Annotated in this window: 11 protein-coding genes; 6 read left to right on the forward strand and 5 right to left on the reverse strand. The window is 63.6% G+C overall.

Annotation, left to right across the window (positions count from 1 at the left end):
• Positions 1 to 23: 23 nt before the first annotated feature.
• A complete protein-coding gene (gene ubiG / locus GEU84_RS13485; RefSeq protein WP_152826887.1) occupies positions 24 to 767 on the reverse strand; it encodes a bifunctional 2-polyprenyl-6-hydroxyphenol methylase/3-demethylubiquinol 3-O-methyltransferase UbiG in 744 nt (247 codons plus the stop codon).
• Positions 768 to 828: 61 nt separating this feature from the next.
• Here ubiG and pip point away from each other — a divergent pair, with 61 nt between their 5' ends.
• The 3 genes from pip to dnaJ all read left to right on the forward strand — a co-directional run bounded on the left by pip (position 829) and on the right by dnaJ (position 5,141).
• Positions 829 to 1,797, forward strand: coding sequence for a prolyl aminopeptidase (gene pip, locus GEU84_RS13490; protein ID WP_152826889.1), 969 nt, complete (start codon positions 829 to 831; stop codon positions 1,795 to 1,797).
• Between the two features lie 220 nt (positions 1,798 to 2,017).
• Positions 2,018 to 3,925 carry a molecular chaperone DnaK gene (gene dnaK, locus GEU84_RS13495; protein WP_152826891.1) on the forward strand — a complete coding sequence of 636 codons (1,908 nt, stop codon included), beginning with the start codon at positions 2,018 to 2,020 and terminating at the stop codon, positions 3,923 to 3,925.
• A 70-nt stretch (positions 3,926 to 3,995) separates the two neighbouring features.
• Entirely contained in the window at positions 3,996 to 5,141 is a 1,146-nt protein-coding gene (dnaJ, locus tag GEU84_RS13500; protein ID WP_152826893.1) for a molecular chaperone DnaJ, read from the forward strand.
• Between the two features lie 76 nt (positions 5,142 to 5,217).
• On the opposite strand, the gene GEU84_RS13505 is transcribed toward dnaJ, so the two are convergent.
• Positions 5,218 to 6,261, reverse strand: coding sequence for a DUF475 domain-containing protein (locus GEU84_RS13505; RefSeq protein ID WP_152826896.1), 1,044 nt, complete (start codon positions 6,259 to 6,261; stop codon positions 5,218 to 5,220).
• Between the two features lie 205 nt (positions 6,262 to 6,466).
• Between GEU84_RS13505 and radC the strand changes: the two genes are divergently transcribed.
• Entirely contained in the window at positions 6,467 to 7,231 is a 765-nt protein-coding gene (radC, locus tag GEU84_RS13510; RefSeq protein ID WP_152826898.1) for a RadC family protein, read from the forward strand.
• A 25-nt stretch (positions 7,232 to 7,256) separates the two neighbouring features.
• On the opposite strand, the gene GEU84_RS13515 is transcribed toward radC, so the two are convergent.
• The 3 genes from GEU84_RS13515 to secA form a co-directional block, all read right to left on the reverse strand.
• The gene (locus GEU84_RS13515) at positions 7,257 to 8,789 is read right to left on the reverse strand and encodes a phosphate ABC transporter substrate-binding/OmpA family protein (RefSeq protein ID WP_152826900.1); all 1,533 of its coding nucleotides are present in this window, start codon (positions 8,787 to 8,789) and stop codon (positions 7,257 to 7,259) included.
• 19 nt (positions 8,790 to 8,808) lie between these two features.
• Positions 8,809 to 9,807, reverse strand: a complete 999-nt coding sequence (locus GEU84_RS13520; RefSeq protein ID WP_152826902.1) for a hypothetical protein — start codon at positions 9,805 to 9,807, stop codon at positions 8,809 to 8,811.
• 150 nt (positions 9,808 to 9,957) lie between these two features.
• On the reverse strand, positions 9,958 to 12,672 hold the full coding sequence (gene secA / locus GEU84_RS13525; RefSeq protein WP_152826904.1) for a preprotein translocase subunit SecA: 2,715 nt from the start codon (positions 12,670 to 12,672) through the stop codon (positions 9,958 to 9,960).
• Positions 12,673 to 12,875: 203 nt separating this feature from the next.
• On the opposite strand from secA, the gene GEU84_RS13530 reads away from it, so the two are divergent.
• Positions 12,876 to 13,733: a peptidylprolyl isomerase gene (locus tag GEU84_RS13530; RefSeq protein ID WP_152826906.1), complete on the forward strand. Its 858-nt coding sequence runs from the start codon at positions 12,876 to 12,878 to the stop codon at positions 13,731 to 13,733.
• Positions 13,734 to 13,751: 18 nt separating this feature from the next.
• Complete coding sequence (argJ, locus tag GEU84_RS13535) at positions 13,752 to 15,107, forward strand: bifunctional glutamate N-acetyltransferase/amino-acid acetyltransferase ArgJ (RefSeq protein ID WP_152826908.1); 1,356 nt, start codon at positions 13,752 to 13,754, stop codon at positions 15,105 to 15,107.
• Positions 15,108 to 15,157: the final 50 nt, after the last annotated feature.

The following is a 15,157-nucleotide window of genomic DNA, read 5'->3' on the forward strand; positions in this document are numbered from 1 at the left end:
ATCCCCGCCGCAGGCTTCCACAATTACCCGCGTTTCACGCTGGCCGTCACGTAATTGCAGGACAGATCCCGGTCTGACAGGCTCCATGACCAGGCCACCGGATTGAACACCATGCCCTTGCGATCCACCGGGTCCAGGCCCGCCTGCCGGATCAGGGCATAAAGCTCGTCCGGGGTGATGAATTTCCGCCAGTCATGCGTGCCCTTGGGCAGCCAGCGCATCACCCATTCGGCCCCCACGATGGCCATGGCAAAGCTCTTGGCGTTGCGGTTCAGGGTGGAGCACACCATCAGCCCGCCGGGCCGCAGCAGGCGCTGGCAGGCCGTCAGATAGGCCAGCGGGTCGGCCACATGCTCCACCACCTCCATGTTCAGCACTGCGTCGAACTGTTCGCCCGCCGCCGCCAGATCCTCGGCGGTAGTGTGCCGATAGTCGATCACCAGCCCGGATTGTTCGGCATGCAGGCGCGCGACGGGGATGTTGCGCGGGGCGGCATCAGCGCCCACCACCGTCGCCCCCAGTCGCGCCATGGGTTCCGACAGCAGGCCACCACCGCAGCCGATGTCAAGAATGCGCAGCCCGGCAAAAGGCAGCGGTGCGGCCAGATCGCGGTCAAACTCGGCAGCAATCTGCGTGGTGATGTAGTCCAGCCGGCAGGGGTTCATCTGGTGCAGCGGCTTGAACTTGCCGTGCGGGTTCCACCATTCGGCCGCCATGGCCTCGAACTTCGCCACTTCGGCGGGGTCGATGGTCGATGCAGTTTCCATGGCGAACTCCTTGCGCATTGCCGGACAGAGGTGCAGGCTTGGCAGGGTATATAGGACGATCATGGACCACAGATCAGGCCAAAAGCGCGCAGTCGAATTTTTGTATCCGCCGATCGACCCGTTCGATCAGCGGGTCATCGACATGGGTGATGGCCACAGGGTGTATGTGGAGCAATGCGGCAACCCCGATGGCGTGCCGGTGCTGGTGTTGCATGGTGGCCCGGGGGGCGGGTGCAGCCCGGCGATGCGGCGCTATTTCGACCCGGCGGTCTACCGCGTGGTGCTGTTTGACCAGCGTGGCTGCGGGCGGTCACGCCCGCATGCCTCGGTGGAGCACAACACCACCTGGCATCTGGTGGGCGATATCGAGGTGATACGCGAGACGCTGGGCATCGACCGGTGGATTTGCTTTGGCGGCAGCTGGGGGGCCACGCTTGCGCTGATCTATGCCATCACCCACCCGGCCCGCGTGGCCCAACTGGTGCTGCGCGGCGTGTTCCTGATGACGCAGGCGGAACTGCAATGGTTCTACGGCGGCGGGGCGGGCGCGTTTTTCCCCGAGCTTTGGGCGCGGTTCCAGAACCCCATCCCCCCGGCCGAGCGTGGCGACATGATCGGCGCCTATCACCGCCGCCTGTTTTCCGGAAACCTGATGGAGGAAAGCCGCTATGGTCGCATCTGGGCGAACTGGGAAAACGCGCTGGCCTCGGTGAACCACGAGGGGCCGATGGGCGAAAGCCCGTCAGAATACGCCCGTGCCTTTGCGCGGCTGGAGAATCACTATTTCCAGAACGCCGGTTTTCTGGCGCATGACGGCTGGATCACGGCCAATCGCGCCCGCATCGCGCATATCCCCGCCGCCATCGTGCAGGGCCGCTATGACATGATCTGCCCGCCGGTTTCCGCCTGGAAACTGGCGCAAGGGTGGGACAAGGCCGAACTGCGTCTGGTGCCCCTGGCGGGCCACGCGCTGTCAGAACCCGGCATCAGCGCCGAACTGGTGCGCGTGATGGACGGGTTGCGCGCGTGAATTCGCCAGAACGGCGGCACATGCCTGCAACGCTTCGCTTTTTCCCTGTTTCATGGGGGTTTCACAACTCTGTGACGCTTGCAGCCCCACTGGCCCCCCCCTATATACGCCCGGTAGCCGATTGGGGCGGCCGCCCCGGCCGGCACGATTGGGATCGGGGATCAGGGGCCGACTTGCGGGCCTGACCCCCACAACATCGCCGCAACTAGAGGTGCATAGCATGGCCAAAGTCATCGGGATCGACCTCGGGACTACCAACTCCTGCGTAGCCATCATGGATGGTTCGCAACCCCGCGTCATTGAAAACTCCGAAGGCGCGCGCACGACGCCCTCCATCGTGGGTTTCACGGAAAACGAACGTCTGGTCGGGCAGGCCGCCAAACGGCAGGCCGTCACCAACCCCACGAATACCGTCTTTGCGGTCAAGCGGCTGATCGGCCGCCGCATCGACGACGCGCATATCGCCAAAGACAAGAAGAACCTGCCCTACACGCTGGTCAACGGCGGCAACGGCGACGCCTGGGTTGAAGTGCGCGGCGAGAAATACTCGCCCGCGCAGGTTTCTGCTATGATCCTTCAGAAAATGAAGGAAACCGCCGAGGCTTATCTGGGCGAAACCGTCACCCAGGCCGTCATCACGGTGCCCGCCTATTTCAACGACGCCCAGCGTCAGGCCACCAAGGATGCGGGCAAGATCGCCGGGCTTGAGGTGCTGCGCATCATCAACGAACCGACGGCTGCGGCGCTGGCTTACGGCCTCGACAAGAAAGATTCGAAAACCATCGCGGTTTATGACCTTGGCGGCGGCACGTTCGACATCACCATTCTGGAGATTGACGACGGCCTGTTCGAAGTGAAATCCACCAACGGCGACACGTTCCTGGGTGGTGAAGACTTTGACATGCGCATCGTCAACTACCTGTCGGACGAGTTCAAGAAAGAGCATGGCGTTGACCTGAGCCTCGACAAGATGGCGCTGCAACGCCTGAAAGAAGCGGCGGAAAAGGCCAAGATCGAGCTTTCGTCGGCCAGCCAGACCGAAATCAACCAGCCCTTCATCAGCATGGACCGCAACACCGGCCAGCCGCTGCACCTAGTGATGAAACTGACCCGTGCCAAGCTGGAGCAACTGGTGGGCGACCTGATCAAGGCGTCGATCAAGCCTTGCCAGGCCGCGCTGAAGGATGCGGGCCTGTCGATCGGCGACATTGACGAGGTGGTTCTGGTCGGCGGCATGACCCGCATGCCCAAAGTCATCGAGGAAGTGACCAAGTTCTTCGGCAAGGAACCCCACAAGGGCGTGAACCCCGATGAGGTCGTGGCACTGGGTGCGGCCATTCAGGCCGGTGTGCTGCAGGGCGACGTGAAAGACGTGGTTCTGCTGGACGTGACCCCGCTGAGCCTTGGCATCGAGACGCTGGGCGGCGTGTTCACCCGTCTGATCGACCGCAACACCACGATCCCGACCAAGAAGTCGCAGGTGTTCTCGACCGCCGAAGACAACCAGAATGCCGTGACCATCCGCGTGTTCCAGGGCGAACGCGAAATGGCTGCCGACAACAAGATGCTGGGCCAGTTCAATCTGGAGGACATCCCGCCCGCCCCGCGCGGCATGCCGCAGATCGAAGTGACCTTTGACATCGACGCCAACGGCATCGTTTCCGTGGGTGCCAAGGACAAGGGCACGGGCCGCGCGCAGAACATCACCATTCAGGCCTCGGGCGGCCTTTCCGATGAAGACATCGAGAAAATGGTGAAGGACGCCGAGGCGAATGCCGAAGGCGACAAGGCCCGCCGCGAATTGGTGGAAACCAGGAACCAGGCCGAAAGCCTGCTGCATTCCACCAAGAAATCCATTGCGGAACATGGCGACAAGGTGGACCCGTCCACGGTCGAGGCCATCGAACTGGCCATGGGCGCGCTGGAGGAAACCCTTGAAAAGGGCGATGCCGGCAAGATCAAGGGCGGTATCCAGAACCTGACCGAAGCCGCAATGCGGCTGGGCGAGGCGATCTACAAGGCCAGCCAGGCCGAATCCGAGGGCCGTGACGAAGATGGCCCGCGCAATGTGGATGACGATATCGTGGATGCCGATTTTGAAGATCTCGGCGACAACAAGCGGAAGTAACACCGCATGGAATGGCAAGGGGGGCGGTCTGGGAACAGGCCGCCTTCCGGCGTTCCCCGAGGGGGTCTGAATGGCAAAACGCGATTACTATGATGTGCTTGGAGTGGCCCGTGGCGCGTCGGCGGAAGATCTGAAGAAGGCCTACCGCACCAAGGCCAAAGAGCTTCACCCCGACCGCAACACCAATGATCCGAATGCCGAGGCGCAGTTCAAGGACGTGAACGAAGCCTATGACGTGCTGAAGGATGCCGACAAGAAGGCCGCCTATGACCGTTACGGCCATGCGGCGTTCGAGGGTGGCATGGGTGCGGCGGGCCAGCGGCCCGGCTATGGCGGGCAGGGCGATTTTGCCAGTGCATTTTCCGACGTGTTCGAGGATCTGTTCGGCGATTTCATGGGCGGGCGCGGCGGCACTGGCCGTTCGCGGGCGCAGCGCGGGTCTGACCTGCGCTATAACCTGCGCGTGACGCTGGAAGAGGCGTTCAAGGGAGTGCAGAAGACCATCAACGTGCCTGCCTCTGTCGCCTGCGAGATCTGCCGGGGAACCGGGGCCGAGGGCGGGGCAGAGCCTGTGACCTGCCCAACCTGTTCGGGCATGGGCAAGGTTCGGGCGCAGCAAGGGTTCTTCACCGTCGAACGCACCTGCCCCACCTGCAACGGCGCGGGCCAGATCGTGAAAAACCCCTGCCGGGCCTGTGGCGGGCAGGGGCGCATCGAGAAGGAGCGCGCGCTGTCGGTGAACATCCCGGCAGGTGTGGAAACCGGCACGCGCATCCGGCTGGCCGGAGAGGGTGAGGCGGGCCTGCGTGGCGGGCCGTCGGGCGATCTTTACATCTTCATCGAGGTGAAGGATCACGCTATCTTCCAGCGCGACGGCGTTCACCTGTTCTGCCGCGTGCCCGTCAGCATCGCCACGGCGGCGCTGGGCGGCGAGGTGGAGGTGCCGACCATCGACGGTGGGTCCAGCCGGGTCAAGGTGCCAGCGGGCAGCCAGACCGGCAAGCAGATGCGCCTGCGCGCCAAGGGCATGCCAGCCCTGCGCGGCGGCGGTGCCGGTGACATGCTGATCGAACTGGCGGTGGAAACCCCGGTGAACCTGACCAGCCGCCAGCGCGACCTGCTGCGCGAGTTCGAGAAGCTGAGTGAGGACAACAACCCCGAAGGCTCGTCGTTCTTTTCCAAGGTCAAGGGGTTCTGGGATGGCATGAAGGGCTGAGGCCCGCCACTCCGACACAAAAAAGGGCGGCCCGGACAGGCCGCCCTTTTTCATTTCAGGCCCGCAGGGCGGCGCCTTACAGCACCGCCGCCGCCGCGCGGTTGAACCTGATAGACGACCACAGCGACACGCCGATAAATGCTGCCCCCAGCAGGCCGGTGATGATTTCCGGAATATGGGTGATGGTCTGGCAGAACATGATCACCGACAGGATCAGGATCGACCAGAAAGCCCCATGCTCCAGATAGCGGAACTGCGCCAGCGTCTGCTTTTCCACCAGCATGATGGTCATCGAACGCACATACATGGCCCCGATGCCCAGACCGATGGCGATCAGGAACAGGTTCTGCGTCAGCGCAAAGGCCCCGATCACACCGTCGAAACTGAAGCTTGCGTCCAGCACTTCGAGATACAGAAACGCGCCCAGACCGCCCTTGACCGCCACATCGGTGGCCTGCTGGCTGGCGTCCAGCACGTGACCGACAACTTCCACCGCCAGAAACGTCACCAGACCGGCGATTGAAGAATAAAGGAAGGTGGCCAGATACTGATCGGGCAGGATCGACGCGAAGATCAGCACGACGGCCAGCACGATGGCCACCTCAATGCCACGGATCGAGGCGAACTTGGCCACCTGCCGCTCAAGCGCGGCGATCCAGTGCACATCCTTGCCTTCGGCCATGAAGAAATTCAGCGCCACCATCATCAGGAAGGCCCCGCCGAACGCCGCGATCGACAGATGCGCGTCGCCGATGATGCGCGCATATTCGTCGGGCTGCGTGGCGGCCAGGCGGATCGCCTCCCACGGGCCGATGGAGGCGGCCACAACCACGATCAGCAGCGGGAACACGATCCGCATGCCGAACACGGCAATCAGGATGCCCCAGGTCAGGAAACGCCGCTGCCAGACCGGCGTCATATCCTTCAACTTGTTGGCGTTGACGATGGCGTTATCAAACGACAGCGATATTTCCAGAACCGCCAGAATCGCCCCGATCAGGAAAAATCCCATCGTGCCGGCCAGTGTGCCGGTGTAGGCCCAGCCCAGCCACAACGTCAGACCAAGGCCCACGACGGTGACGATGAAAGACCATTTGAAATAATGCCATGTCGCTGCCATGGGTGCCCCTCTTTTCAGGTTTTTTGGATGGAAGGGCCGCATTTCAAGGCCGCTTTCGTTGCGGTCACATATGTGTGAGCGTGCGACAGGACAAGGGCGCGCGCGTCAACTTATCGTTCGTGTGGCGCTGGCGGCGACAGTTTTTTCCGCAACGCAGCATGATAGCGTTAACCTTTCCTTCACCATGGGTCGGCATCCTGACGGCATGAGCCGGAACCGCACCCTGCAGGAAGCGCCATTGCCGCTGTTTGCCGCCGACGCGGACGAGGCGCAGGGTGCCGCATTGCCCGCCCGCCTGCCGTCCTACATCGCCGACCACCGCAAGCGCCTGCGTGCGCGGTTCAGCGAAGGTGGCGCAACGGCGATGCCCGACTATGAATTGCTGGAACTCGTGCTGTTCCGCACCATCCCCCGGCAGGATGTGAAACCGTTGGCCCGGCTGTTGCTGGACACGTTCGGCGATTTCAACCGTGTGGTTACAGCGGCCCCCGCTCGGCTGGCACAGGTTGCGGGCGTGGGTGAGGCGGTGGTGCAGGATCTGAAGATACTCGAGGCTGCGGCGCAGCGGATGATGCGCGCCCGGGTGATGCACCGGCCGGTATTGTCCAGCTGGGATGCGCTGTTGGATTACTGCCATACCGCAATGGCGCACCGTGAAACCGAACAGTTCCGCATCCTGTTTCTTGACCGCAAGAACGTGCTGATCGCGGATGAGGAACAAGCGCGCGGCACGGTCGATCATGTGCCGGTTTACCCGCGCGAGGTGATGAAGCGGGCGCTGGAGCTGAATGCCAGCGCGCTGATCCTTGTGCACAACCACCCTTCGGGCGACCCGACACCATCAGAGGCCGATATATCCATGACGGCGCAGATCCAGGATGCGGCGGGGGTGCTGGGCATCACATTGCACGATCACCTGATTGTCGGGCGGGAACGGGAGCTGAGCTTTCGCGCGGCGGGGTATCTTTAGGGCTGATACGCGTGCGGCTTTCACCTCAAGGCACCAGTTCATCCTGCGCAGATGGCACAGGCCCGGTGAAAGGCCGCAGCCACAATTCCACCCGCCGGTTCACCTGCCGGCCCGCAACCGTGGTATCGCAGGCCATCGGCATTGCCTCGCCAAAGGCCTCGATCACCGGCAGGGTCTGATCGGGCGGCAGGGCTTGCGCGGCTTCGGCCAATGCCGCTGCCACACCCTCGGCGCGGTCACGTGACAGATCCATGTTGGCGGCTGCATCGCCTGACCCATCGGAAAAGCCCACCAGCACCAGTTGCTCGCCCCGGAACTGGCCGATTTCCAGCAGCCGGGCCAGATCGGCCAGATTCTCGCGGCTGGATGTGTTCATCGTGCTTGACCCATCCTCGAACCGGAAGGTCAGCGACAGCCGTTCCGCCCCGGCCATCGCCACGGCCAGCCGCTGCAATTCCTCCAGCGCGATTTCCGGCCCCGCGCCGCGGATCGCGTTGATCAGCCGCTGGCCATCTTCGCTGAGTGCCGCGCGTGTGGCGGCGCGGTCGACATAGCCCGCCTGCGCCACGGCCACCTGCGCCTCGGGGGTTGCCAGAAACTCCAGCAATTCGCGCGTGACCAGCGGCAGGCGGCGGCGCGGTGTCACCAGATATACAGGCACCGACAAGGGGTAATCCTCGGCCTTCACCGCCAGCGAGGTGGGCAGCAAGGGAAAGCCGCAACTGTCGGTCAGTGTCAGCTCGCGCGCCTCGCCGGTGGCCGATTGCCCGGTAACGGCCAGCGACCACGGATCGCGGGCCACAGCGGCGGCAAGGCTGGCCAGATCGGGGTGGGTGACGCCTGCGGCCACAGGGCGGCCCAGACGGGCCTCCAGCGCCTCTTGCAAGGTGGTGTCAGGTGACAGGGCGTGCAGCACCAGCGGCATGTCGGGGCCACCCAGCTGCTGCCAGTTGCCGATTTCGCCCGACAGCGCGCGTGCAAGGTCGGGGGTGGAAATGCGCGGCACGTTGTTGTCGGGCGCCACAATGGGGATCAGCGCATCCAGCGCCATGACCTTGGCGTTCAGCCCCTGTTCGGGCAGCGAGGCTACGATCAGGTCGGCTTCGGCCACAGCCAGCGCCGCGCGGGCCTGATCGGGTGGCGCGGGGGTAAAGGTAATGTCCGACAGCACCTGACCGCTGACCGGATCTGTGATCTGCGCGGCAAATTCGCCATCGCCGGGTTCCAACCTTATCACCAGACCCCGCGTGCGGGCAAAGGCGCGCAGCACGCCGGGCAGCAGGTTCATCCCGGCATCCGGCGCGCCGGTGATGCGGATCAGCGCCTTGGGTGCGGTCAGGTCGGGGCAGCCGGGGCCTGCGCAGATTACGCCCTCGCCATCCACCGTCAGCAGGCCATAGCTGGTCATCACACGGTAAAATTCACCGTCAAAGCCCTGCAGCGTGCCGTTCAGCGTGATCGCGCCATCGCGGGCGGTCAGCGTTACATCCTGCGCCACCGCAGCGGCGGGAAGCAAAAACGCGGCGAGGACCGCCGCGTGCCACCAAGTTGACCTCATATACCCGCCGCCTGACCGTTCAGTTCGCTGTGGCGATATTCATCTCGGGCAGCAGATTATTCAACACAAGATAATCGCCCAGGGCGTCGCAGCCGGGCATCGCCACTGTCAGATCGGTTACAGTCACCTTGCCCGCCACGCTGACCAGCGTTTCGCCCAGCAGATCGCGGTTGCAGGTGGCTTCTGTCACGGCGGCCTCGATCGCCACGCTTACGGGCACATCGGCGGATTTCGGAAAGGTATAGACCTCGGCCAGCATCGGCAGATCGACAGACGCATCGCCCAGCGGTGACAGAAAACCGCCGCGGGTGGGCACACCCGCCGCCGGGCGCTGCGGGTCTGCGGCCGAGATATGGCCGGGCGTGCCATAATCGGCCCCGTTTTCAAAGGCATGAAGCTGGAACATGTCATCGGCCATCCATTGCACGGCAAACCGACGGGTATCGGCCATGTCGGGCAGGCGGGTGCGGCCTTCGGCGGTGTCGCCATCGGCGAACAGCACCGAAACCTCGGCATCCGCCTGCAACCCCGGAATGGTCAGGAACAGCCCGCCGGTTGCCGAAGTCTTGCCTGTGAAGGCCAGACCGGCATGGCGCAATACGACACGCTGATTGGCGTGGCAGGGTGCAAGCATGGTGACGCCCAGCATCGCATCGGGCTGTGCCGTCACGTCGAGTTGCACCGGGCAATCCAGCGATGTGATCGCGGGCGCTTCGGCCGTCAACGGTGGCAAGGCTGCGGGCTCTGCGGGCAGCGGAATGGCGATGGGCAGATCGGCAGGCGCGGGCAACATGGCCTGATCGGGCAGGCGCGGGGCGGAAGGCGCCTCGACCGGGGTGGCGATCACCTCGACCGAATCGGCGGCCAGCGGCACGATCGCGCGGGGGGTCGGATCGGCCTCGGGCGGCAGGCTTGCCAGACGCGGGCCAAAGCCGGTGCCATATTGCACGAACTGGCCACAGGCAAAGGCGACGGCCAGCGTCAGCACCACCATGGCCGCTTTGCGTTTCAAATCCATTTGTGCCCTCCGTCCGTTCTGTCTTTGGGAAAGGCTAGGGGGCAAAACGGGCCAACACATGGCAAAACCGGGGAATGTTTCCTGCCCCGCGCCGGCCAATGTCAGGTTTTTCGGGCAGGGGGCGGCCAGACCGCCCCCGTTTCGCCGCAATCAGGCCAGTTGCCCGTGGCAATGCTTGAACTTTTCACCCGAGCCGCAGGGGCAGGGATCATTCCGGTTCGGGTTGCCCCATGTCGCGGGATCGGTCTCGTCAAAACCGGCCAGCCGTGCAGGTGCCGGGGGCGCGGGCGGCACCAGGGCCGGTTCTGCCACGGGCGCTGCCGCCGGTTGGGCACCGCGTTGCTGCGCCAGGAATTGCTGCATCATCGCCGCCTGTTCCGCCTCGGACAGCGGGCGCACTTGCGACAGTTTCTGCGTCACATCCTGCCGCAGGGAGTTCAGCATGCTTTCAAACAGCGTGAAGCCCTCGGTCTTGTATTCCGACAGCGGGTCACGCTGCGCATAGCCGCGGAAACCCACGACGGACCGCAGATGCTCCAGCGTCAGCAGGTGCTCGCGCCATTTCGCGTCGATGGTCTGCAGCAAAAGCTGCTTTTCGATGTTGCGCATCGTCTCGGGGCCAAAGGCCGCCAGCTTTTCCGCCATCATCGTGTCGGATGCCTCGCACAGCCGCTGGCGCACCGCCTCCTGATCCACGCCTTCTTCCTTGGCCCAGTCGATGACCGGCAGGTTCAGGCCCAGCTTTTCGATGACGGCGGCATAAAGCCCCTGCATCTTCCACTGGTCGGGGTAGGATTTCGGCGGCATGTAGGTGTCGACCAGATCGTCGATCACCTGATAGCGCATGTCCTCGGCGATCTCCGACAGGTCTTCGGCCTGCATGATCTCGCGGCGCTGACTGAAGATCGCCTTGCGCTGGTCATTCATCACATCGTCGAACTTCAGCAATTGCTTGCGGATGTCAAAGTTGCGGCCCTCGACCTTGGCCTGCGCCTTTTCCAGCGACTTGTTGACCCAGGGGTGAACGATGGCCTCGCCTTCCTTCATGCCGAGGGTGGACAGCACCTTGTCCAGCCGTTCCGACCCGAAGATGCGCATCAGGTCGTCTTCCAGCGACAGGAAGAAGCTGGAACGCCCCGGGTCGCCCTGACGGCCCGACCGGCCACGCAGCTGGTTGTCGATGCGGCGCGATTCGTGCCGCTCGGTCGCCAGCACGAACAGGCCGCCCGCCGCGATGACCTTGGCCTTTTCCTCGGCGTGTTCCGCCTCGATCCGGTTGCGCAGCTCATCCGGGTTCAGGTGCGGATCGGCGGCGATGGCCTGCATCACCTTCATTTCCACATTGCCGCCCAGCTGGATGTCGGTGCCCCGGCCCGCCATGTTCGTGGCGATGGTCACGGCGCCGAACTTGCCCGCATCGGCGACAATCTGCGCCTCCTGCTCATGCTGGCGGGCATTCAGCACGTTGTGCGTGATGCCTTCGGAGGTCAGCAGTTGCGACAGGAATTCGGATTTTTCGATGCTGGTGGTGCCGACAAGGATCGGCTGACCCTTGGCATGTGCCTCTTTGATGCTGGCGACCACACCCTCATGCTTTTCGCGCGCGGTGCGGTAAACGGCGTCATGTTCATCTTTGCGCTGAATCGGGCGGTTGGTGGGCACTTCCACCACACCAAGGCCGTAGATCTCCATGAATTCCTCGGCCTCGGTCGTGGCCGTGCCGGTCATGCCTGCCAGTTTGTCGTAAAGGCGGAAGTAGTTCTGGAAGGTCACGGATGCCAGCGTGACGTTTTCCGGCTGGATCGCCACGCCTTCCTTGGCCTCGATCGCCTGATGCAGCCCGTCCGACAGCCGCCGCCCGCGCATCATTCGTCCGGTGAATTCGTCGATCAGCATCACCTCGCCGTCGCGCACGATGTATTGCTGATCTTTCTGGAACAGCTTGTGCGCCCGCAACCCTTGCGTGACGTGATGCACAAGGGTGGTGCTTTCGGGGTCATAGAGCGACTGGCCATCCGGCAGCAGCCCCGCCGCCAGCAGCCGTTGTTCGATGAATTCGTTGCCATCCTCGGTAAAGGTGACGTTGCGGGTTTTCTCGTCCAGCTTGAAGTGATCCGCCGTCAGTTCGGGGATCAGCGCATCTACCTTGATATACAGATCGCTGCGGTCCTGCGACGGGCCGGAAATGATCAGGGGCGTGCGCGCCTCGTCGATCAGGATGCTGTCCACCTCATCGACGATGGCAAAGAAGTGGCCGCGCTGGCTCATCTCCTCGATGCTGCCCTTCATGTTGTCGCGCAGATAGTCGAACCCCAGCTCGTTGTTGGTGGCATGGGTGATGTCGGCGCGATAGGCAGCCTTTTTCTCGGCATCCGGCTGATAGGGATAGACCACACCCACCGTCAGGCCCAGGGCGGCGTAAACCTTGCCCATCCATTCCGCGTCACGCTTGGCCAGATAGTCGTTGACGGTGACGATATGCACGCCCTTGCCCGCCAGCGCGTTCAGATAGGCGGGCAGGGTGGCCGTCAGCGTCTTGCCTTCGCCGGTCTTCATCTCGGCGATATTGCCCTGATGCAGGAAAATCCCGCCCTTCAGCTGCACATCAAAGGCCCGCAGCCCCAGCGCGCGCCGGGCCGCCTCGCGACAATTGGCAAAAGCCTCGGGCAGCAGCGCATCCAGGCTTTCGCCCCCTTGGGCGCGGGCCTGAAGTGCCGCCGTCTTGGCCTTGATCCCCTCGTCGGTCAGCTTTTCAAACTCCGGCTCCAGCGCGTTGATCTGTGCGATCAGCGGGCGAACCGATTTTACCTTGCGGTCGTTCGGCGTGCCGAAGACTTTCCGTGCAAGCGTTCCGAGACCCAGCATGTTTTCTCCGTGGCGCGTTCCTGACAGGCCAAGTCTTTCTTGACATGATCGTGTGAGGCTGTGGCCTTGCCCGCCTGCACCGGCTTGCCTAGAAGGGCCGGGCAAACCCGGACACCCTGCCTCACGCGACCAATGCGATGTAAGGGGCTGGCCGGGGCAAGTCAACGTCGCGCAACAGCGCGGCCCGTTCAGGAGAAGGTGAGATGGCGATATTCGCAAGGCTGATGCAGGGTGTGGCGCTGGGTGCCGTCTGCGCATTGGGGCTGGCCGCACCGCTGGCCGCACAGGACGCGACCGCCGATACCGTGGTGGCATCCGTCAACGGCACCGACATCACCCTGGGCCACATGATCGTGCTGCGCGCCAGCCTTCCGGAACAGTATCAGCAACTGCCCGACGACGCGCTTTTCAACGGCATTCTGGAACAGTTGATCCAGCAGACCGCGCTGGAACAATCGGTCGCGGATGCGATCACCAAGCGCGACACGCTGGCGCTGGAAAATGACCGGCGCGGTTATCTGTCGGGCGTGGCGCTGCAAGACGTTGTGTCGGCTGCGATCACCGACGAGGCGCTGCAAGCGGCCTATGATGCCCGTTTCAAGGATGCGGCACCGCAGACCGAATACAATGCCTCGCATATCCTCGTGGCCGAAGAGGCCCGCGCGATCGAACTGAAGGCCGAAATTGACGGCGGCGCCGATTTCGCCGAACTCGCCATCGCCAATTCCACCGATGGCGCTGCGGCGGGCGGCGGCTCGCTGGGCTGGTTCGGCCTTGGCATGATGGTGAAACCCTTCGAGGATGCCGTCGTGGCGATGCAGCCCGGAGAGGTGGTGGGGCCGCTACAGACGCAATTCGGCTGGCATCTGGTCAAGCTGAACGAAACCCGCATCGCCGAAGCCCCGCCGCTGGATGCATTGCGCGAGGAATTGGCCGCCGAGATCGAACAGGCCACCGTCGAGGCGCATGTAAAGGGCCTCACCGACGCCGCCACCATCACGCGCCCCGGGATCGGGATTGACCCGGCGCTGCTTCGTGATCAAACACTGCTGGACAAATAATCGCGTCCGGAGGGCGACATGGCCAAGACCGACTGGAAAGCCGAAGCGAAGACGCTGAAGAAAAAGCTGTCAAAGCTCAAAGACCGGCTGGAGGATGGCGCAGAAGCCGTCGTTGCCGCCGTGACCAAGGCGGCCAAGCCTGTGTCGCCCCTTGCCCCGGCTGGCGGATTTCCTGACCTGCCAGTCATTGCCGGGGTTGAATTTTCCGCCGTAGAGGCCGGTGTGCGCTATCAGCACCGCAAGGATGTGATGCTGATCCGTCTGGCGGCAGGCACGGCGATGGCCGGGGTATTCACCCGGTCCTCCACCCGCGCGGCCTGCGTGCTGGATTGTCAGGCGAAACTGGCGCTGAAAGTGCCGGAAGGCGCCGGTGCCGCGATCATCGTGAATTCGGGCAATTCCAATGCCTTTACGGGTGCTGCGGGCATCGCCTCGGTCGCGGCGGTGACGGGCGAGGTTGCGTCGGTTCTGAACTTGCCGGCAAGCCGCGTCTTCTCCTCCTCCACCGGGGTGATCGGCGAGCCGCTGCCGCATGACCGCATCACCGCCAAGATCGGCGAACTGGCCGAATCCCTGCACGAAGACGCCATCGCCATGGCGGCGCAGGCAATGATGACCACCGACACATTCCCGAAGGGGGCCTCGGCCACCATCGCGGGCGATGGCGGCCCGATCCATATCGCGGGCATCGCCAAGGGGTCGGGCATGATCGCGCCGGATATGGCGACGATGCTGGTCTATATCTTCACCGATGCGAAAATCAGCCCCGTGCTGTTGCAAAAAATGCTGTCGCGCCAAGTAGATGACACGTTCAACGCCATCACGGTGGACAGTGACACATCTACCTCCGACGCGCTGCTGCTTTGTGCCACCGGCAAAACCGCGGCGGCCGAGATCAACGGCCGTTCCAAAGTGGCCAAGACGTTTGAGTCGGCCCTGCGCGGCGTGATGCTGGATCTGGCGCAGCAGGTGGTGCGCGATGGTGAAGGGGCCACCAAATTCGTCGAGGTGCGGGTAACGGGGGCCGTCAGCCCCGAGGATGCACACCGCGTCGCCATGTCCATCGCCAATTCGCCGCTGGTGAAAACCGCCATCGCGGGCGAAGATCCGAACTGGGGGCGTATCGTGGCGGCGGTGGGCAAGTCCGGCGCGCAGGCCGACCGCGATCTGCTGTCGATCCGTTTCGGCGATATTCTGGTGGCCGAAAAAGGCTGGCGGAATCCCGACTATGCCGAAGACGATGGCGCGGCCTATATGAAACAGCCGGAACTGGTGATCGGTGTCGATCTGGGTTTGGGCACCGGTGCAAAAACGGTGTGGACCTGCGACCTGACGCACCGCTACATCGACATCAACGCCGATTATCGGTCCTGACCCTGCGCTGTCTTTCCAGACTTAAATATCCTGCGGGGGTCCGGGGGTGC

This window comes from Fertoeibacter niger (assembly GCF_009380135.2).
In the GTDB taxonomy this organism is placed as follows: Bacteria; Pseudomonadota; Alphaproteobacteria; order Rhodobacterales; family Rhodobacteraceae; genus Fertoeibacter; species Fertoeibacter niger.

What these genes read in the sequence shown, in the direction of transcription:
- ubiG (WP_152826887.1), bottom strand. Translation starts at nt 767, where the DNA reads ATGGAAACTGCATCGACCATCGACCCCGCCGAAGTGGCGAAGTTCGAG.
- pip (WP_152826889.1), top strand. Translation starts at nt 829, where the DNA reads ATGGACCACAGATCAGGCCAAAAGCGCGCAGTCGAATTTTTGTATCCG.
- dnaK (WP_152826891.1), top strand. Translation starts at nt 2,018, where the DNA reads ATGGCCAAAGTCATCGGGATCGACCTCGGGACTACCAACTCCTGCGTA.
- dnaJ (WP_152826893.1), top strand. Translation starts at nt 3,996, where the DNA reads ATGGCAAAACGCGATTACTATGATGTGCTTGGAGTGGCCCGTGGCGCG.
- GEU84_RS13505 (WP_152826896.1), bottom strand. Translation starts at nt 6,261, where the DNA reads ATGGCAGCGACATGGCATTATTTCAAATGGTCTTTCATCGTCACCGTC.
- radC (WP_152826898.1), top strand. Translation starts at nt 6,467, where the DNA reads ATGAGCCGGAACCGCACCCTGCAGGAAGCGCCATTGCCGCTGTTTGCC.
- GEU84_RS13515 (WP_152826900.1), bottom strand. Translation starts at nt 8,789, where the DNA reads ATGAGGTCAACTTGGTGGCACGCGGCGGTCCTCGCCGCGTTTTTGCTT.
- GEU84_RS13520 (WP_152826902.1), bottom strand. Translation starts at nt 9,807, where the DNA reads ATGGATTTGAAACGCAAAGCGGCCATGGTGGTGCTGACGCTGGCCGTC.
- secA (WP_152826904.1), bottom strand. Translation starts at nt 12,672, where the DNA reads ATGCTGGGTCTCGGAACGCTTGCACGGAAAGTCTTCGGCACGCCGAAC.
- GEU84_RS13530 (WP_152826906.1), top strand. Translation starts at nt 12,876, where the DNA reads ATGGCGATATTCGCAAGGCTGATGCAGGGTGTGGCGCTGGGTGCCGTC.
- argJ (WP_152826908.1), top strand. Translation starts at nt 13,752, where the DNA reads ATGGCCAAGACCGACTGGAAAGCCGAAGCGAAGACGCTGAAGAAAAAG.